The organism is Nocardioides psychrotolerans, assembly GCF_943371775.1.
Taxonomy (GTDB): Bacteria; Actinomycetota; Actinomycetes; order Propionibacteriales; family Nocardioidaceae; genus Nocardioides; species Nocardioides psychrotolerans_A.
This window is the reverse complement of sequence record NZ_CALRWD010000002.1, coordinates 89916-108321: the sequence shown is the minus strand read 5'-3', so window position 1 is coordinate 108321 and position 18406 is coordinate 89916. Positions and strand designations below refer to the sequence as shown.

The following is an 18406-nucleotide window of genomic DNA, read 5'->3' as shown; positions in this document are numbered from 1 at the left end:
CACGTAGACCACACCTGGACACAGAGAAGAGAACCAGACATGCAGCGCAGCAAGACCTACCGTGCGGCGGCCGAGACGTTCGACAAGGACGAGCTCTACGCCCCCCTGGCCGCGATCAAGATCGCGAAGTCCTCGAGCAAGAAGAAGTTCGACGAGACCGTCGACGTCGTCATGCGTCTCGGCGTCGACCCCCGCAAGGCCGACCAGATGGTCCGCGGCACCGTCAACCTGCCCCACGGCACCGGCAAGACCGCCCGCGTCCTCGTGTTCGCCAACGGTGACAAGGCCGACGCCGCCCGCGAGGCCGGCGCCGACGTCGTCGGTGGCGACGAGCTCATCGAGAAGGTCAACGGTGGCTGGCTCGACTTCGACGCCGTCGTCGCGACTCCCGACATGATGGGCAAGGTCGGTCGTCTCGGCCGCGTGCTCGGCCCCCGTGGCCTCATGCCCAACCCCAAGACCGGCACCGTGACGCCCGACGTCGCCAAGGCCGTGTCGGACATCAAGGGCGGCAAGATCGAGTTCCGCGTGGACCGTCACGCCAACCTGCACTTCATCATCGGCAAGGCGTCCTTCGCCGAGGCGCAGCTCGCGGAGAACTACGCCGCTGCCCTCGAGGAGGTGCTGCGTCTCAAGCCGGCCAGCTCCAAGGGCCGCTACCTCAAGAAGGTCACCGTCTCCACGACCATGGGCCCCGGCGTCCAGGTCGACCCCAACCGCACGCGCAACGTCGCGGCGGAGGACGAGGGCCAGGCGTGATCCAGGCCGCCTGACCACCAGCTCCACCCACCGACCCGCCCGGACCTCCGGGCGGGTCGGTGTGATTTGAGAGGGTGGAGCCATGCGCTGCGTGATCCTGGACGACTACCCCGGCGTCGCCACGTCGTACGCCGACTGGTCGGTGCTCGAGGGCCTCGAGACGCAGGCGCTGCGCGAGCACCTCGGTGACGAGGATGCCGTCGCGGCCGCGCTGAGCGGGGCCGAGGTCGTCGTGGCGATGCGTGAGCGCACGCCGTTCCCCGCCTCCCTGCTCCAGCGGCTCCCCGACCTGCGGCTGCTGGTCACGACCGGCATGCGCAACGCGTCGATCGACCTCGACGCCGCTCGCGCAGCCGACGTGGTCGTCTGTGGCACGAGCAGCCTGCCGACGCCCCCCGTCGAGCTCACCTGGGCGCTGGTGCTGGGGCTGGCGCGGCACCTCGTGCCCGAGGTCGACGCGATGCGCCGCGGCGGACCGTGGCAGTCGACCGTGGGGGCCGACCTCGCCGGCGCGACGCTCGGGGTCGTGGGGCTGGGCAAGCTGGGCACGCGCGTAGCGGCGGTGGGCACGGCCTTCGGCATGGACGTGCTCGCCTGGAGCCCGCACCTCACCGACGAGCGCGCCTCGGCCGCGGGGGTGCGCCGCGCAGGCGCCCTCACCGACCTGTTGGCCGTCGCCGACGTCGTGTCCCTCCACCTGGTGCTCTCGGAGAGCACCCGTGGGCTGCTGGGGGAGAGGGAGCTCGCGGCGATGCGCCCCTCCGCGTTCCTGGTCAACACCTCGCGCGCCGGGCTGGTCGACACCGACGCCCTCGCGACCGCCCTGCAGCAGGGTCGGATCGCCGGGGCGGGGCTCGACGTCTTCGACGAGGAGCCGTTGCCGGCCGGCCACCCGCTGCGGACCATGCCCGGGGTCCTCGCCACCCCGCACCTGGGCTACGTGACCGAGGGCAACCTGCGCACCCACTACACCGAGGCGCTGGCCGACGTGGTCGCGTGGCGCTCGGGAGAGCCGGTCCGCGTGCTGACCTGACGGCCGATTTGGTCCTCGGCCCCGCACCGCCGTACAGTTCCGATCTGAATCCAGAGACCGCCGGTTGTCCGGCTGCATCAGCAGTCAGACCGAAGGTTCCGCAGTGATGTGGACGGCCAGCGCAGGTGAGAAGAGCACGACCCGCAGCCTGGCTGCGAAGTCCACGCCCTGAGCTCCTGCGCTCAGGGCGTCCGTCATTTCAGGCGGACCCAGCGCGGTGGTCTCCCAGTCCGGAAGGAGACCCATGGCGCGGGCAGACAGGGAAGCCGCCGTCGCGGAGATCGTTGACTCGTTCAACGACTCCGCTGGCGCCGTGCTGACCGAGTACCGCGGTCTCACCGTCAAGGAGCTGCAGAACCTGCGCCGCTCCCTCGGTGAGAACGCCAACTACGCCGTGGTCAAGAACACGCTGGCCAAGATCGCCGCCAATGAGGTGGGCATCTCCGGCTTCGACGACCTGCTGACCGGCCCGACCGCGATCGCCTTCATCAAGGGCGACGTCGTCGAGGCGGCCAAGGGTCTGCGTGACTTTGCCAAGGCCAACCCCACCCTTGTCATCAAGGGTGGAGTCCTGGACGGCAACATCCTCGACGCGAAGGAGATCGGCAAGCTCGCCGACCTCGAGTCGCGCGAGGTGCTCCTGGGCAAGATGGCGGGCGCCATGCTCGCTTCTCTCAGCCAGGCCGTCTACCTGCTCAACGCCCCCCTCGCCCAGGCTGCCCGGCTCGCCGGCGCACTCCAGGCGAAGGCAGAGCAGGACCCCTCGATCCTCGCAGGTGGTGCCGGTGCTCCGGCCGCCGCCGAGGAGGCCCCGGAGGCACCCGCTGCCGACGAGGCCCCCACTGACGAGGCTGACGCCTCCGACGAGGGCGAAGCCACCGAGTCCTGATCCAGGACCTCGGCACCCACCACCTGAAACCCGGTCCACCGCGCTGCGGTGGGCCACCGAATGGAAGGAAACGCCACCATGGCGAAGCTCAGCACTGACGAGCTGCTCGACGCGTTCAAGGAAATGACCCTCATCGAGCTCTCCGAGTTCGTGAAGCAGTTCGAGGAGACCTTCGGCGTGACCGCCGCTGCTCCCGTCGCTGTTGCCGCTGCCCCTGCTGCCGGCGGCGCCGCCGGTGGCGAGGAGGCCGCTGCGCAGGACGAGTTCGACGTCATCCTCGAGGCTGCCGGCGAGAAGAAGATCAACGTCATCAAGGAGGTGCGCGCCCTCACGTCCCTCGGTCTCAAGGAGGCCAAGGAGCTGGTCGAGGCCGCGCCCAAGGCTGTCGTCGAGAAGGTCGACAAGGCCGCTGCGGAGAAGGCGAAGGAGGCCCTCGAGGCCGCCGGCGCCACCGTCACCCTCAAGTGACCCGCGGGCTCGTGCGCGGCTGATCCCTGCGGATCGCCACCGTCGCACGGCCCAGCACCACCGCATCAGGCGGTCACCCCTCGCGGGGTGACCGCCTGCTGTGCTTTCTCAGGTGATGTCGGTTACGTTTGCGCAGGTCATACCTCGGGTCACAGGTACATCTCGCCACCCGGCCAGACGGTGACGCGGCGCACAATGCCGCGTAACCTCGCCGCGGTAACACCGTTGTTACTGGCGAGTGGGGTAGCGCTGAGCAGGGCGCCGTCATGACCCGTGCACCGGTTCGGGGTCGAGGAGAGAGACGACATGGGCGTAGAGATCAAGGTCAACGACCTCACGAAGTCCTTTGGCAAGCAGCTGATCTGGGGCGATGTGTCGCTGACGATCCCTGCTGGCGAGATCTGCGTGATGCTGGGCCCCTCGGGCACGGGCAAGTCGGTCTTCCTGAAGACCCTGATCGGGCTGCTCAAGCCTGACAAGGGCTCGATCATCATCGAGGGCACCGACATCGCGAGCTGCTCGGAGAAGGAGCTCTACGAGATCCGCAAGCTCTTCGGCGTGCTGTTCCAGGACGGCGCGATGTTCGGCTCGATGAACCTCTACGACAACGTGGCCTTCCCGCTGCGCGAGCACACCAAGAAGTCCGAGTCCGAGGTCCGTGACATCGTCATGGAGAAGATGGACCTGGTGGGTCTGCTCGGCGCCGAGGACAAGCTGCCCGGTGAGATCTCCGGCGGCATGCGCAAGCGTGCGGGCCTGGCCCGGGCGCTGGTGCTGGACCCCGAGATCGTCCTCTTCGACGAGCCCGACTCGGGCCTCGACCCCGTGCGCACGTCGTTCCTCAACCAGCTGATCATCGACCTCAACGCGCAGATCGACGCGACGTTCCTGATCGTGACCCACGACGTCAACACCGCCCGCACGGTGCCCGACAACATCGGCCTGCTCTACCACAAGCACCTCGCGATGTTCGGTCCGCGCGAGATGCTGCTGAGCTCGGAGGAGCCGGTGGTGCGTCAGTTCCTCAACGCGCAGGTCATCGGTCCGATCGGCATGTCCGAGGAGAAGGACGCCGACGAGCTGGCAGCCGAGTCCGGCCAGGAGCTGCCGCCGCTGCCGCCGATCCCGTTCCAGCAGGAGCCGTCCAACGGCATCCCGCGTCGCAGCCAGCGCGAGCCCGGGGCATGGTGCCGCGAGAACGGCGTCACGCCTCCTCCGGGGTCGTTCGAGGAAAACATGTCCATGACCATCGGAAAGTGACAGGGGGGACGACGACCTCGTGGCATCCACTGCGACCCGGGTCCTCGCCCCGGTCGGCACCGCAGGCAAGCTCTTCGCCTTCGGTCTCGACGTCGGGCGAGCGCTCTTCCGACGACCCTTCCAGCTGCGGGAGTTCCTGCAGCAGGCCTGGTTCATCGCCTCCGTCACCATCATCCCCACCGCGCTCGTCGCCATCCCCTTCGGCGCGGTCATCGCGCTGCAGGTCGGTGGCCTCATCAAGCAGTTCGGTGCGCAGTCGTTCACCGGCTCCGCATCGGTGCTCGCGGTGGTCCAGCAGGCCGGGCCGATCGCGACCGCCCTGCTGATCGCGGGCGCGGGTGGCTCCGCCATCGCCGCAGACCTCGGCGCGCGCAAGATCCGCGAGGAGCTCGACGCGATGATGGTGCTCGGCATCGACCCGATCCAGCGCCTCGTCGTGCCCCGCGTGCTCGCCTGCATGATGGTCGCCTTCTTCCTCAACGGCATGGTGACCGTCGTCGGCGTCGCAGGTGGCTACGTCTTCAACGTCGTGCTCCAGGACGGCACCCCGGGCGCCTACCTGGCCAGCTTCACGGCCCTCGCCCAGCTGCCCGACCTCTGGGTCGGCCTGCTCAAGGCGCTGGTGTTCGGCTTCATCGCCGCGATCGTCGCCTCCTACAAGGGCATGAACGCCGGCGGCGGGCCCAAGGGCGTGGGTGACGCGGTCAACGAGTCGGTCGTCATCACGTTCCTGCTGCTCTTCGTCGTCAACTTCGTGATGAGCACGATCTACCTCCAAGTCATCCCACCGAAGACGGGTTGACGACCATGGCCACGATCAAGTCCGTCTACGAGAAGCCGCTGGGGTCGCTCAACACCCTGGGTGGTCAGCTCGCGTTCTACCTCGGCGTCCTGCGCGCCATCCCGCGCTCGATCAAGCGCTATCCCAAGGAGATCATGCGGATCCTGGCCGAGGTCACCCTCGGCTCCGGGTCGCTGGCCGTCATCGGCGGCACGGTCGGCGTCATCGCCGGCATGACCTTCTTCACCGGGGCGCAGGTCGGCCTGTCCGGCTACGCCGCGCTCAACCAGCTCGGCACGGCGGCGTTCTCCGGCTTCGTCTCCGCCTACTTCAACACCCGGGAGATCGCGCCGCTGGTCGCCGGCATCGCCCTCGCGGCGACCGTCGGCTGCGGCTTCACCGCCCAGCTCGGCGCCATGCGCATCTCCGAGGAGGTCGATGCCCTCGAGACGATGGCGATCCCCTCGATGCCCTTCCTCGTCGCCACCCGCGTCGTCGGCGGGCTCATCGCGATCGTGCCGCTCTATGTCGTGGGGCTGCTGTCGTCCTACTTCGCGAGCCGGCTGATCGTGACCCAGTTCTACGGCCAGAGCGCTGGGACCTACGACTACTACTTCAACGCGTTCCTGCCACCCGGTGACGTCCTCTGGTCGTTCGGCAAGGTGCTCGTGTTCGCGGTCGTCGTCATCCTGATCCACTGCTACCACGGCTACAACGCCTCCGGCGGGCCTGCCGGCGTGGGCGTGGCCGTTGGCCGCGCCGTCCGCACGAGCATCGTCGCCATCAATGTCATCGACCTCTTCCTTTCGATGGCCATCTGGGGCACCACCACGACCGTCAGACTGGCGGGATGAGCGGATGAGGATCCTGAAGAACTACAAGCTGCTGGGCGTCGCGTTCCTCGCGCTGCTGGTCCTGGGCGTCTACGCGACGTTCGCCATCTTCACCAAGAAGTACGTCGACTACGACGAGGTGACGCTGCAGACCTCCTCCATCGGCCTCCAGCTGCCCTCGCGCGCCGACGTCAAGATCCGTGGCGTCATCGTCGGGGAGGTCCTCGAGTTCGACACGATCGAGGAGGGCGCCGAGCTGACCCTCGGCATCTTCCCCGAGGAGATGGACACGATCCCGGCCAACGTCACCGGCGCGATCGTGCCCAAGACCCTCTTCGGCGAGAAGTACGTCAGCCTCGAGATCCCCGAGAGTGGCCCCGAGGGACAGCTCGCCGAGAACGCCGTGATCAGCCGGACCGCCGTCAGCACCGAGGTCGAGCAGGTCCTCTCCGACCTCTACCCGCTGCTGCGTGCGGTCCAACCGGCCGACATCAACATGACGCTCAACGCGCTGGCCACGGCGCTCGAGGGTCGCGGCAACGCGATCGGCGAGAACCTCGAGACCGTCGACACCTACCTCAAGCGCCTCAACCCGCAGATCCCCGGACTCGTCGAGGACCTGCGGCTGACCGCCGAGGTCTCCGACATCTACAGCGACGTGCTGCCCGAGGTCGCACAGATCCTGGAGAACACGATCACCACGACCGGCACGCTCGAGGACCGCTCGGCCAAGCTCAACGCCCTCTTCACCGACGTGGCGTCCTTCTCCGACACCGCGCGCACCTTCCTCGATGACAACGGGGACAACCTCGTGCGCCTCGGCGAGGTGAGTGCCCCGCAGTTGCGGGTCCTCGCCCGTTACGCGCCGGAGTTCCCCTGCCTGACCGAGGGCATCGTGCGCGCCGGCAAGCTGCAGGCGGAGGCCTTCCGCGGCTTCACCCTCCACATCGTCCTCGAGACGCTGCCGCGCCAGCCGCGCGCCTACGGCCCGCAGGACCAGCCGCGCACCCAGGTCGACCGCGGGCCGACCTGCCTCAACCTGCCCAACCCGCCGTGGAGCCAGGAGAACCCGCTCAAGCGGCAGCCTGACTTCGACGACGGCGTCGACGAGCCGACCGGCAAGGGGACCTCTCGCGTGTCACCGGGTTACTACTACTTCGACGGCGCCGGCGAGCCCGGCAGCTCCGAGGAGTCCGCCCTGCTCAAGGAGCTGATGGGCCCCGGCTTCGGTCTGCCCGCCGCCGAGGTGTCCGACCTCAGTGTCCTGCTCGTGGGCCCCCTGGCCCGTGGCGCGGAAGTGAGTCTCCGCTGATGGCCGTCCTCGACAAGCGCACGTTCAACGACCTCGTCAAGCTCGTGGTCTTCATCGTGATCACCACCCTGGCCACCGGGGTGCTGGTGATCACGATCGGCAACCTGTCCTTCCAGGGCTCCCGCGACTACAAGGCTGAGTTCGTCGACGCCACCGGCGTGGTCAAGGGCGACGACATCCGGATCGCAGGCGTCAAGGTCGGCACGGTCAACGACGTGGAGATCTTCGACCGCAACCGGGCGATGGTCTCCTTCAGCGTCGAGGAGACCACCATGCTCAACCAGGCCACCACGGCGACCATCCGCTACCGCAACCTCGTCGGACAGCGCTACATCGCGCTCGACCAGCAGGTCGGTGACGCCGCGGTGCTGCAGGAGGGCGACACGATCCCGGTCGACCAGACCGCCCCGGCCCTCGACCTCACGATTCTCTTCAACGGCTTCAAGCCGCTGTTCGAGGCGCTCTCGCCCGACGACATCAACAAGCTCTCCTACGAGATCGTGCAGGTCTTCCAGGGCGAGGGCGGCACGCTCGAGAGCCTGCTGGGCAACACCGCGTCCATCACCTCGACCCTCGCGGCGCGAGACCAGGTCATCGGCGACCTCATCACCAACCTCAACACGGTGCTCGACGACCTCGCCGACCGCGACGACCAGCTCACCGACCTGATCAAGACCTTCCGCACCTTCGTGTCGGGGCTCAACGAGGACCGCGAGGCGATCTTGAGCTCGCTCGACCAGATCTCCTCGTTGTCGGTGGAAACTGCCGGACTCGTCGAGGGGATCCGCCCGCCGTTCGTCGAGGACATCAAGCAGCTGCGCCGCTTCGCGACCAACGTCGCGCGTGGCAAGGGCGAGCTGGACCGCGCCCTGCAGGTGCTCCCCATCAAGCTCGAGAAGGTCGGACGCACCGCGATCTACGGCTCCTGGTTCAACTTCTACCTGTGCAACTTCCAGGGCAAGGTGCGCCTGCCCGGCAACCTCACCGTCCCGGTCAACTACGACACTGCCTCTGCAAGGTGTGATCTCGGATGAAGCCCTTCCGCGAGCGCAACCCGGTGATCATCGGAGCCGCGAGCATCACCGTGCTCCTGCTCCTGCTCGTCGCCGCCTTCCGCGCCCAGGACCTGCCACTGATCGGTGGAGGCGACACCTACTACGCCGCCTTCACCGAGTCGGGCGGGCTCAAGGCCAACGACGAGGTCCGGATCGCCGGTGTCCGCGTCGGCAAGGTCGAGGCCGTCGAGCTCGAGGACGGCCACGTGCGCGTGACCTTCCGGGTCAGGACCGACTCGGAGTTCGGCGAGCTCACCAAGGCCGCGATCAAGATCAAGACGCTGCTCGGCGCGATGTTCCTCTCCCTGGAGCCCGCGGGCGAGGGTCAGCTCGAGGACGGCTCCGAGATCCCCGTCGAGCGCACCAGCTCGCCGTTCGACGTCGTCGCGGCCTTCTCCGGCCTGGCCGAGACGTCCGCCGACATCGACACCGACCAGCTCGCCGCCTCGCTGACGACACTGGCCGACCTGACCCGCAACACGCCCGAGGAGTTCCGCCTGGCGCTCGACGGGGTCTCGGCGCTCTCGCGGACGATCGCCTCGCGTGACGACGAGATCAACTCGCTGCTGACCAACCTCGACCGGGTGTCCACGGTGCTCGACGCGCGCGACCAGGACATCATCGGGCTCATGGAGGACTCCGACGTCCTGTTCCGCGCTCTCGTGGCGCGCCGCGAGTCGGTGCACAACCTGCTGGTCTCGACGTCGACCTTGTCCAAGGAGCTCACCCTGCTGGTCCAGCAGACCCGCAAGGACCTCGAGCCGGCTCTGCTCAAGCTGGAGGAGGTCGTCGACGTGCTCAACAAGAACGAGGACAACCTCGACAACAGCCTGCGGCTGATGGCCCCCTTCTACCGGGTCTTCGCCAGCACGCTCGGCAACGGCCCGTGGTTCGACACCTACATCCAGAACCTGCCTCCCGTGGGGACACCGCGACTGTGAACACCGTGAAGAAGTTCATCGGCCCCCTGCTCGTCGTCGCCCTGGTGGTGGTCGCCGCGCTGACCCTCATGGGGGGCGAGGAGCGCAAGACGCTCACCGCCCACTTCCCGCGGGCCATCTCGATCTACGAAGGCAGCGAGGTCCGAGTGCTCGGCGTTCCCGTGGGGACCGTCGAAACCGTCACGCCGTCCGGCACCGACGTCGTGGTGACCCTGAGCTACGACGCGGACGTCAAGATCCCCTCCGACGCTCAGGCGGTCATCATCGCCCCGTCGATCGTCGGCGACCGCTACATCCAGCTGACGCCGGTCTACACCAAGGGCGACGTGCTCGGCGACAACACCGAGCTCGACGGTGGGCGCACCGCCGTGCCGCTGGAGCTCGACGACATCTACTCCAGCCTCGACCGCCTCAACCTGGCGCTCGGTCCCGACGGTGCCAACGAGAACGGTGCCTTGACCGACCTGCTCGAGGTGACCGCCAAGAACTTCGGCGGCGAGGGCGCTCAGTTCAACCAGACCATCAAGGACTTCGCCACCTTGTCGGCCACCTTGGACAACAACAAGGAGGAGCTCTTCGGCTCCGCCGAGCAGCTCGGTCGGTTCATCGAGACCCTCGCGGACAACGACGCGACGGTGCGACGCTTCAACACCTCGCTCAGCTCGGTCTCGACGTTGCTGTCGGGCGAGCGGGAGGAGCTCGCGGCCTCGCTGCGCAACCTCTCGGTGGCGCTCGGCGAGGTCGGCACCTTCGTGCGCGACAACCGCGAGGTCCTGGGTCGCAACATCACCAAGATCAACCGGGTCGCCAAGGTGCTCGTGAAGCAGCGCGGCGCTCTCGACGAGGTCCTCACCGCCGGCCCGCTGGCGCTCAACAACCTGGCGCTGACCTACAACCCCGACGCCGGCACGCTCGACACCAACGCCAACATCGGAGAGCTCATCAACCAGATCGAGTCCGACCCGGCGACCCTGCTCTGCGGCTTCGTCAACAATGCCGACCCGAGCGGTGAGCTGTGCGACCTGATCGAGACGCTCCCGCTGCCGCGCACCGGCCCCTTCGGTGCCGGAACCGGCTCGTCCTCCGGCGCCAAGTACGACCTGACCCTCGGTGGTCTCGTGGAGGTGACCGAGTGAAGGTCAAGATGCGGCTCCTGGTCGCGCTGCTCTTCGGCACGCTCTCCCTGAGCGCCTGCGACTTCGACGTCTACAGCCTGCCGCTCCCGGGCGGCACCGACGTCGGTGACAACGCGATCACCGTCGACGTGATGTTCCGCGACGTGCTCGACCTGGTGCCTCAGTCGACGGTCAAGGTCAACGACGTCAGCGTCGGCCAGGTCAAGCAGGTCGAGCTCGACGGGCAGGTGGCCCGCGTGACCATCGAGCTGCGTGGCGACACCCAGCTCCCCGACGACACCGTGGCCGAGATCCGTCAGACCAGCCTGCTGGGCGAGAAGTTCGTCTCGCTCAAGGCTCCCGAGGGTGGAGGCTCCGGCGATCTCGCCGACGGCGACGTCATCCCGCTGGAGCGGAGCGGTCGAAACCCCGAGATCGAGGAGGTGCTGGGCGCGTTGAGCCTGCTCCTCAACGGCGGCGGCATCGCTCAGCTCAAGACGATCACGAGCGAGCTCAACCTCGCCCTCGAGGGTCGCGAGGACAGCGTCAAGTCGGTGCTCGACCAGGTCGACCTCTTCGTCGGCCAGCTCGACGACAACAAGGACGACATCGTCGACGCCATCGAGAGCCTCAACCGCCTGGCCCTCTCGGTGCGTCGTCAGCAGGGCACCATCAACTCCGCCCTCGAGGAGCTGCCCAGCGCCCTCACCTCCCTCGACGCCCAGCGCACGGACCTGGTCAAGATGCTGCAGGCGCTCAACCGCCTCGGCGACGTCGGCGTCGACGTGATCAGGCGCTCCAAGGACGTCACGATCGCCTCGATCCGCCAGCTCCAGCCGGTGCTGACCGAGCTGGCCAACTCCGGCGACAGCTTCGTCAACGCCTTCAACGTCTTCCTGACCTACCCGTTCGTGGACGAGGTCGTGGGCCGGGACCCCCAGGTGGCGCGCAACCTGCACATGGGTGACTACACCAACCTCTCGGCCACCCTCGACATCGACCTGACCGGCGAGAACGGACTGCCCGACGTCCCGGGCATCCCGTGCTTCCCGCTCAGTGAGATCCCCGATGACATCCCGCTCGACGAGCTCCTGGACCTGCCCAACCTCTGCGAGGGCGCGTCCAACGCCATCACCGCCTGCCTCAACAACCCGTCTGCAGCCACCTGCGAGGGTCTGCCTGCCGCGCTCATCGACGCGGTCTGCGACGCGAGCGGCATCCCGCTCCCGGTCCTGTGTGGAGCCGGAGGCACAGGTGGAGGCAACGGTGGACCGATCGAGCTGCCGGAGCTGCCCGGACTGCCCGACCTCGGAGGTGGCCTCGGTGGCCTTCTCGGAGCAGGGCGCACGGGCTTCGGTGCCCAGGACGACAGGGCCAAGGCTGGAGGAGCCACGATGGGACAGCTCATGGAGGTCTACGACCCCGCCCTGGTGTCGCTGCTGGTGCCGGGGATGGTGATCCGATGATCACCCGCCGCACCAAGGTCCAGCTGCTGATCTTCGTCCTGATCACCCTGCTCGGGGTGACCTACGTGGGTGCCCGCTACGCCAAGCTCGACCGGCTCTTCATCGACGACACCTACACCGTCGTCGCGCACTTCCCCGAGTCCGGCGGCATCTTCTCCGGCGCCGAGGTCAACTGGCGCGGCGTCAAGATCGGCCGCGTGGGCGAGCTGGTGCTGACCGACGACGGCGTCGACGTCCACCTGGACATCGAGAAGTCCTTCGACGCCATCCCGGCCGACACGATCGCCATCGTGGGCAACCGGTCGGCGGTGGGTGAGCAGTTCGTCGAGCTCCAGCCCAACGTCGACTCCGCGCCGTTCCTCCGGGAGGCCTCCGAGATCGACCAGGCCGACACCCGCACCCCGGTCTCGACCAACCAGCTCCTGACGAACCTCTCCAACACCGTCTCCTCGGTCGACCAGGAGGCGCTGCGCACCACGGTCAGCGAGTTCGGCGACGCCTTCGGCGGCGCGGGGGAGGACCTGCAGACGATCATCGACTCCGGCAACTCCTTCATCGAGGTCGCCAACCAGAACTTCGACGTCACCTCCCGCCTGATCGAGGACGGCAACGTCGTCCTGACGGGGCAGATCGCCTCGGAGAGCGCGCTGCGCAACTTCGCCACGGAGCTCGCGAAGTTCAGCGAGACCCTCGCCGGCGCCGACGGGGACCTGCGCACGGTGATCGACAACGGCTCGGCGACGGCCAACCAGCTGCGCACGTTCCTCGAGCAGAACCGCGTCGAGCTGGGGTCGCTGATCAACAACCTGGTCACCACCGGCGAGGTCGTCGTCAAGCGTCTGCCGGGCATCTCGCAGATCCTGAGCATCTACCCCTACATCGTGGAAGGCGGTTTCACGGTCGTCTCCAAGTCGCCGGACACCGGCCTCTTCGACGCGCACTTCGGGATGGTCATCACCGACAACCCGGTCTGCCACCGCGGCTACGAGGGCACCGATACCCGCCCGCCGCAGGACACCGGCGACCGACCGATGAACGAGCAGGCCGGCTGCACCGAGCCGCCCGCGATGAGCAACGCGCGTGGCCCGCAGAACCTGCCGGGCCGGGTCGCTCCCGTCATCGCGTCCTACGACGAGGAGACCGGCAAGCTGACCTGGGGCAACCGGGCCGCCCGGGCGAAGACCTCGACCGGTAGCGTGGCGCCTTCAACGTTGGGAGAGGAGTCGTGGAAGTGGCTGTATCTCCAGCCCCTGATGGCACCCCAGGGGTGACGTCACGCTCGACTTCCACACGCCTGCTCCGCCTGCTCGTCCCGGCGCTCGTGCTGGTCATCGTCGGCTGCGTCGGGTCCTTGGTCTTCCTTGCCGGCTCGCGCTCGGCCGAGGGGGCGTCCTTCGGCGACCGGGTGACCTCGGTCTTCGAGGGGGACACCTCGCAGGCACGTGAGCGCGAGGTCGCGATGTCGCAGGCCAAGCAGTTCGTCCTGCGCCTCAACACCTACGGTCCGCAGCTCCTCGACGAGAACAACGCCATGCCGGACTACCGCGAGCTGGTGACCGAGGTCATCACGCCGAAGTTCGCCACCGACTTCGAGGAGAACGCCGCGCTGGCCGAGCAGACCGTGGCGCAGGCCGGCGTCGGTCGCACTGGCGAGGTCTTCTCGACCGGCACCTCGGCGATCGACGGCGACTCCGCCACGGTGCTGGTCGCCGGCTCCTTCACCAACTCCTACCCCAACCCGCAGGCTCCCGAGGAGCGCATCGACACCGACTCGCTGCCCTTCCGCTTCGAGGTGTCGCTGAAGAAGATCGACGGTGAGTGGCTCGTCGACGACTTCGTGCCGCTGACCGGCGAGGCAGAGGAGCCCGTGCAGTGAGTCCCCACTGGTACGACCTGCTCGACGTCGACCGCAACGCGACCTCCGAGGAGATCCGCGCCGCCTGGAAGTCCTCCATCGCCGACCTCGACCCGAGCGACCGCCGCTTCCGCGTCCTCAACGAGGCCGCCGAGCTCCTCCTCGACCCCGAGCGGCGCGCCGCCTACGACGCGACCCTGGCGGAGCAGGAGGAGGCCGAGGCTCAGCACGACGGTGGGGACGAGGACGACGAGGCGCCGGACGCCGAAGAGGCGACCTCGACGGAGGGGCCGAGCGAGGCCCCCGCCACCTTCCCGACGCGCCGGCGGGGGACGAGGCTCGCTCTGCTCGCCCTCCTGGCCCTGGTGACCCTCGCGGTCGTCTGCGCCACCATCTTCGCCTGGACCCGACCCGGCCCGGTCGACGAGAGCGCCGCGCAGTCGGCCGCCGAGGTCGCGGTCATCCCCTTGCTGTCCTACGACTACCGCACGCTCGACGCGGACGCCGCGGCTGCCAGGTCCTACATGACCGACGACTACCGCACGAAGTACGACCAGCTCTTCGAGGTCATCCAGGAGTTCGCGCCCACCACCGAGACTGTCGTGACGGTCGAGATCGTCGCGTCAGGCGTGGTTCGGAGCAGCGACAGACGCGTCGACGTGCTGCTGTTCGTCAACCGTCCCACGAGCAGGAAGAAGCCCACACCGCTTGAGGTCTACCGCGATCAGGCGACGTTGCGGATGGTCCTCGTCGACGGTGAATGGCTTGTCGACGACGTGATCACCACGCCCGCCGCGGCCTGACGCCGGTCCGTCGTACGACCGCGTGGGGCCACGGTGCCGCGGGGTTCCTCCACAGCCGCGCGGACGCGGTGCTTGACCTGGGCGGCTGCGGAGCGCATGATTCCGGCAACGCTCGTCGGTACGGCGCATGCAGGTCTTGTTGTGCGCCCAGATTTGTTGTATGGTGGCGCATTGCGCCTGCCCTCAAATACTCGTCAGCCTGCCCGGTGGCTGTGCCTGTGGGGGGTGACGGCGCCACTCAGAGCGACACGTCGAAGGACAACTCTTGGCCGCGCGCAGCACCTCCGGTAACTCCCGCCGCATCTCTTTCGCAAAGATCAAGGAGCCTCTCGAGGTTCCCCAGCTCCTCTCTCTCCAGACCGACGCCTTCGACTGGCTGATCGGCAACGAGAAGTGGGACGCCGTCGTCGAGCGTCGCCGCTCCGAGGGCGAGGACGTCTCCAGCAAGTCCGGTCTGACCGAGATCTTCGAGGAGATCTCCCCGATCGAGGACTTCTCCGAGACGATGTCCCTCGCCTTCGAGAACCCGGTCTTCTACGACCCCAAGTACACCGTCGACGAGTGCAAGGAGAAGGACTTCACCTACTCCGCTCCGCTCTACGTCTCGGCGGAGTTCACCAACAACGACACCGGTGAGATCAAGGGCCAGACGGTCTTCATGGGCGACTTCCCGCTCATGACGCCCAAGGGCACCTTCGTCATCAACGGCACCGAGCGCGTCGTCGTCTCGCAGCTCGTCCGCTCGCCGGGCGTCTACTTCGAGCGCACCGCCGACAAGACGTCCGACAAGGACATCTACACGGCCAAGCTGATCCCCTCGCGTGGAGCCTGGCTCGAGTTCGAGATCGACAAGCGCGACCTGGTCGGCGTGCGCCTCGACCGCAAGCGCAAGCAGAACATCACCGTCCTCCTCAAGGCCCTCCAGGCCGTCGCCGAGGACATCGGCGAGGACTACGACTACGACGCGGTCATGGCCGACCTGCGCCAGTTCGAGTCGATCCAGCTGACCGAGGAGAAGGACCACACCCAGGGTCCCGACGACGCGCTGCTCGACATCTACCGCAAGCTGCGCCCGGGCGAGCCGCCCACGCGCGAGGCCGCTCTGACACTGTTGAAGAACTACTACTTCAACCCCAAGCGCTACGACCTGGCCAAGGTCGGTCGCTACAAGATCAACAAGAAGCTCGGCCTGCTCGAGGCGTTCGACCACCAGACGCTGACGATCGCCGACGTGGTCGCGGCCATCCGTTACATCGTGGCCCTGCACGACGGCCGCGAGCAGACCGAGACGCCCCAGGGCACCCTCGACATCGGCGCCGACGACATCGACCACTTCGGCAACCGCCGCATGCGCACGGTGGGCGAGCTCATCCAGAACCAGCTCCGCACGGGCCTGGCCCGCATGGAGCGCGTGGTGCGCGAGCGGATGACGACCCAGGACGTCGAGGCCATCACGCCTCAGTCGCTGATCAACATCCGTCCCGTCGTCGCTGCGCTGAAGGAGTTCTTCGGCACCTCTCAGCTCTCGCAGTTCATGGACCAGACCAACCCGATCTCCGGCCTGACGCACAAGCGTCGCCTGTCGGCCCTCGGCCCCGGTGGTCTGTCCCGCGACCGCGCCGGCATGGAGGTCCGTGACGTCCACCCGTCGCACTACGGCCGCATGTGCCCGATCGAGACCCCGGAAGGCCCCAACATCGGCCTGATCGGGTCGCTGGCCTCCTACGGTCGGATCAACCCGTTCGGCTTCGTCGAGACGCCCTACCGCAAGGTCGAGAACGGCACCGTCACCGACAAGATTGACTACCTCACCGCTGACGACGAGGACCGTTACGTCATCGCGCAGGCCAACGCGGCCCTCGATGACAACGACACCTTCGTCGAGGAGCGGGTGCTGGTCCGCCAGCGCCGCGGCGAGGTCTCCGAGATCCTGGCCGGCGAGGTCGACTACATGGACGTCTCGCCGCGCCAGATGGTGTCGGTCGCGACGGCCCTGATCCCCTTCCTCGAGCACGACGACGCCAACCGCGCGCTCATGGGTGCCAACATGCAGCGCCAGGCCGTGCCGCTCATCGTGAGCGACTCGCCCCTGGTCGGCACCGGCATCGAGTACCGCGCGGCGGTCGACGCCGGCGACGTGGTCGTGGCCGACAAGGCCGGTGTGGTCAAGGAGGTCTCCGCCGACGTCATCGAGACGATGAACGACGACGGCACCTACTCGACGTACAAGCTGGCGAAGTTCAAGCGCTCCAACCAGGGCACCTGCATCAACCAGCGCCCCCTGGTCGCCGACGGTGACCGCCTCGAGATCGGCACGCCGATCGCCGACGGTCCGTGCACCGACAAGGCCGAGATGGCGCTGGGCACCAACCTGCTCGTCGCCTTCATGCCCTGGCAGGGTCACAACTACGAGGACGCGATCATCCTCAGCCAGCGTCTGGTCCAGGAGGACGTCCTCACCTCGATCCACATCGAGGAGCACGAGGTCGACGCGCGCGACACCAAGCTCGGCCCCGAGGAGATCACCCGGGACATCCCCAACGTCTCCGAGGAGATGCTGGCCGACCTCGACGAGCGCGGGATCATCCGCATCGGCGCCGAGGTCACCACCGGTGACATCCTCGTCGGCAAGGTCACGCCCAAGGGCGAGACCGAGCTGACGCCCGAGGAGCGCCTGCTCCGCGCGATCTTCGGCGAGAAGGCGCGCGAGGTGCGCGACACCTCGATGAAGGTGCCGCACGGTGAGTCCGGCACGGTCATCGGCGTGCGCGTCTTCGACCGCGAGGACGGCGACGAGCTGCCCCCCGGCGTCAACCAGCTGGTCCGCGTCTACGTGGCGCAGAAGCGCAAGATCTCGGTGGGCGACAAGCTCGCCGGTCGCCACGGCAACAAGGGCGTCATCGCGAAGATCCTGCCGATCGAGGACATGCCGTTCATGGAGGACGGCACCCCGGTCGACGTGGTCCTCAACCCGCTCGGTGTCCCGCGACGGATGAACATCGGTCAGATCCTCGAGCTCCACCTCGGCTGGCTCGCCAAGCAGGGCTGGGACCTCGACTTCATGGACGACAAGTCCGACGCCGACTGGAAGCAGCGGCTGATCAAGATCCACGCGGACAAGGCCGAGCCCAACACCAAGGTGGCGACGCCGGTGTTCGACGGTGCCCGCGAGGACGAGATCACCGGTCTGCTGGGCGCGACCACGCCCAACCGCGACGGCGTGCGGATGATCGGCGACACCGGCAAGGCCAACCTGTTCGACGGCCGCTCCGGCGAGCCCTTCGCCGACCCGGTGGCCGTGGGCTACATGTACATCCTGAAGCTCCACCACCTCGTCGACGACAAGATCCACGCACGCTCGACCGGCCCCTACTCGATGATCACGCAGCAGCCCCTGGGCGGTAAGGCCCAGTTCGGTGGCCAGCGGTTCGGCGAGATGGAGGTCTGGGCGATGGAGGCCTACGGCGCCGCCTACGCCCTGCAGGAGCTGCTCACGATCAAGTCCGACGACGTGCCTGGTCGCGTCAAGGTCTACGAGGCGATCGTCAAGGGCGAGAACATCCCCGACTCCGGCATTCCCGAGTCGTTCAAGGTGCTCGTCAAGGAGATGCAGTCGCTCTGCCTGAACGTTGAGGTCCTGAGTCAGGACGGTTCGCAGATCGAGCTCCGTGACGCGGAGGAGGACGTCTTCCGCGCCGCCGAGGAGCTCGGCATCGACCTGTCCCGTCGCGAGCCCAGCTCCGTCGAAGAAGTCTGAGGTGTGAGGCCGCCCGCCCCAGGCGGGCGGCCTGCCCTCGGTCCGCACTTTTTTTCTAGCTTTCAAACGAAGGACAACA

Annotated in this window: 16 protein-coding genes; all 16 read left to right on the top strand. The window is 67.8% G+C overall.

Annotated features, from left to right (window positions below; all coding sequences use genetic code 11):
• Positions 1-39 precede the first annotated feature (39 nt).
• The 16 genes from rplA (at position 40) to rpoB (ending at position 18327) form a co-directional block, all read left to right on the top strand.
• Positions 40-759 carry a 50S ribosomal protein L1 gene (gene rplA, locus AAG827_RS01345; protein ID WP_309649494.1) on the top strand — a complete coding sequence of 240 codons (720 nt, stop codon included), beginning with the start codon at positions 40-42 and terminating at the stop codon, positions 757-759.
• A gap of 82 nt (positions 760-841) precedes the next feature.
• Positions 842-1792, top strand: a complete 951-nt coding sequence (locus AAG827_RS01340; protein ID WP_341923976.1) for a D-2-hydroxyacid dehydrogenase family protein — start codon at positions 842-844, stop codon at positions 1790-1792.
• Between the two features lie 244 nt (positions 1793-2036).
• The gene (rplJ, locus tag AAG827_RS01335) at positions 2037-2681 is read left to right on the top strand and encodes a 50S ribosomal protein L10 (protein ID WP_341923975.1); all 645 of its coding nucleotides are present in this window, start codon (positions 2037-2039) and stop codon (positions 2679-2681) included.
• A gap of 78 nt (positions 2682-2759) precedes the next feature.
• Positions 2760-3149 carry a 50S ribosomal protein L7/L12 gene (rplL, locus tag AAG827_RS01330; protein WP_309649496.1) on the top strand — a complete coding sequence of 130 codons (390 nt, stop codon included), beginning with the start codon at positions 2760-2762 and terminating at the stop codon, positions 3147-3149.
• 306 nt (positions 3150-3455) lie between these two features.
• On the top strand, positions 3456-4409 hold the full coding sequence (locus tag AAG827_RS01325) for an ABC transporter ATP-binding protein (protein ID WP_341923974.1): 954 nt from the start codon (positions 3456-3458) through the stop codon (positions 4407-4409).
• Between the two features lie 19 nt (positions 4410-4428).
• On the top strand, positions 4429-5211 hold the full coding sequence (locus tag AAG827_RS01320; protein ID WP_341923973.1) for an ABC transporter permease: 783 nt from the start codon (positions 4429-4431) through the stop codon (positions 5209-5211).
• Between the two features lie 5 nt (positions 5212-5216).
• Positions 5217-6044 (top strand): ABC transporter permease, encoded by an 828-nt coding sequence (locus AAG827_RS01315; RefSeq protein WP_341923972.1) that lies wholly within the window; start codon positions 5217-5219, stop codon positions 6042-6044.
• Between the two features lie 4 nt (positions 6045-6048).
• Positions 6049-7335 carry an MCE family protein gene (locus AAG827_RS01310; RefSeq protein WP_341923971.1) on the top strand — a complete coding sequence of 429 codons (1287 nt, stop codon included), beginning with the start codon at positions 6049-6051 and terminating at the stop codon, positions 7333-7335.
• A complete protein-coding gene (locus AAG827_RS01305; protein ID WP_341923970.1) occupies positions 7335-8369 on the top strand; it encodes an MCE family protein in 1035 nt (344 codons plus the stop codon). Before AAG827_RS01310 ends, AAG827_RS01305 begins: the two co-directional genes overlap by 1 nt.
• The gene (locus AAG827_RS01300) at positions 8366-9331 is read left to right on the top strand and encodes an MCE family protein (protein ID WP_341923968.1); all 966 of its coding nucleotides are present in this window, start codon (positions 8366-8368) and stop codon (positions 9329-9331) included. The genes AAG827_RS01305 and AAG827_RS01300 overlap by 4 nt, the downstream gene beginning before the upstream one ends.
• A 5-nt stretch (positions 9332-9336) precedes the next feature.
• The gene (locus AAG827_RS01295) at positions 9337-10467 is read left to right on the top strand and encodes an MCE family protein (protein ID WP_341923967.1); all 1131 of its coding nucleotides are present in this window, start codon (positions 9337-9339) and stop codon (positions 10465-10467) included.
• A complete protein-coding gene (locus AAG827_RS01290) occupies positions 10464-11912 on the top strand; it encodes an MCE family protein (protein WP_341923966.1) in 1449 nt (482 codons plus the stop codon). The genes AAG827_RS01295 and AAG827_RS01290 overlap by 4 nt, the downstream gene beginning before the upstream one ends.
• The gene (locus AAG827_RS01285) at positions 11909-13183 is read left to right on the top strand and encodes an MlaD family protein (RefSeq protein WP_341923964.1); all 1275 of its coding nucleotides are present in this window, start codon (positions 11909-11911) and stop codon (positions 13181-13183) included. Before AAG827_RS01290 ends, AAG827_RS01285 begins: the two co-directional genes overlap by 4 nt.
• The gene (locus tag AAG827_RS01280) at positions 13180-13788 is read left to right on the top strand and encodes a hypothetical protein (protein ID WP_341923963.1); all 609 of its coding nucleotides are present in this window, start codon (positions 13180-13182) and stop codon (positions 13786-13788) included. The genes AAG827_RS01285 and AAG827_RS01280 overlap by 4 nt, the downstream gene beginning before the upstream one ends.
• Positions 13785-14570: a DnaJ domain-containing protein gene (locus AAG827_RS01275; RefSeq protein WP_341923962.1), complete on the top strand. Its 786-nt coding sequence runs from the start codon at positions 13785-13787 to the stop codon at positions 14568-14570. Before AAG827_RS01280 ends, AAG827_RS01275 begins: the two co-directional genes overlap by 4 nt.
• Before the next feature lie 265 nt (positions 14571-14835).
• The gene (gene rpoB, locus AAG827_RS01270) at positions 14836-18327 is read left to right on the top strand and encodes a DNA-directed RNA polymerase subunit beta (protein ID WP_341923961.1); all 3492 of its coding nucleotides are present in this window, start codon (positions 14836-14838) and stop codon (positions 18325-18327) included.
• Positions 18328-18406: the final 79 nt, after the last annotated feature.

What these genes read in the sequence shown, in the direction of transcription:
- AAG827_RS01305 (WP_341923970.1), top strand. Translation starts at nt 7,335, where the DNA reads ATGGCCGTCCTCGACAAGCGCACGTTCAACGACCTCGTCAAGCTCGTG.
- AAG827_RS01340 (WP_341923976.1), top strand. Translation starts at nt 842, where the DNA reads ATGCGCTGCGTGATCCTGGACGACTACCCCGGCGTCGCCACGTCGTAC.
- rplL (WP_309649496.1), top strand. Translation starts at nt 2,760, where the DNA reads ATGGCGAAGCTCAGCACTGACGAGCTGCTCGACGCGTTCAAGGAAATG.
- AAG827_RS01310 (WP_341923971.1), top strand. Translation starts at nt 6,049, where the DNA reads ATGAGGATCCTGAAGAACTACAAGCTGCTGGGCGTCGCGTTCCTCGCG.
- AAG827_RS01325 (WP_341923974.1), top strand. Translation starts at nt 3,456, where the DNA reads ATGGGCGTAGAGATCAAGGTCAACGACCTCACGAAGTCCTTTGGCAAG.
- AAG827_RS01300 (WP_341923968.1), top strand. Translation starts at nt 8,366, where the DNA reads ATGAAGCCCTTCCGCGAGCGCAACCCGGTGATCATCGGAGCCGCGAGC.
- rplA (WP_309649494.1), top strand. Translation starts at nt 40, where the DNA reads ATGCAGCGCAGCAAGACCTACCGTGCGGCGGCCGAGACGTTCGACAAG.
- AAG827_RS01285 (WP_341923964.1), top strand. Translation starts at nt 11,909, where the DNA reads ATGATCACCCGCCGCACCAAGGTCCAGCTGCTGATCTTCGTCCTGATC.
- rplJ (WP_341923975.1), top strand. Translation starts at nt 2,037, where the DNA reads ATGGCGCGGGCAGACAGGGAAGCCGCCGTCGCGGAGATCGTTGACTCG.
- AAG827_RS01315 (WP_341923972.1), top strand. Translation starts at nt 5,217, where the DNA reads ATGGCCACGATCAAGTCCGTCTACGAGAAGCCGCTGGGGTCGCTCAAC.